Raw genomic sequence first — 263 nt, forward strand, 5'->3', positions numbered from 1 at the left:
CTGGAGGGCTTAACTTCCGTGTTCGGGATGGGAACGGGTGTTTCCCCTCCGCTATCACCACTAGGCCATATGAGGTTGTCAGGAATTCGTTCCCTGAAAACTAGATAACCGTTTTGGGAAGAAGCCGCGGCGCTTCCACTTTTCATTGTCTAGCTCCGGCTCGCCGCCGCTCGGGGTCAAATAACCTTCCCCCTCGGGGTGCTAGCACCCCTGCGGGTGAAGAACATTTGCCCGTCGCGGCGAACCGCTCGCCTCCGCTTTTC

General features: G+C 58.2%; 1 rRNA gene. It reads right to left on the bottom strand.

The features are described from left to right. Positions 1-65: ribosomal RNA gene (rrf, locus tag ETC02_RS17330) — 5S ribosomal RNA — on the bottom strand; the annotation flags it as partial. Between the last annotated feature and the right edge of the window lie 198 nt (positions 66-263).

Source organism: Geobacillus sp. DSP4a (assembly GCF_013096875.1).
GTDB lineage: Bacteria > Bacillota > Bacilli > Bacillales > Anoxybacillaceae > Geobacillus > Geobacillus thermophilus.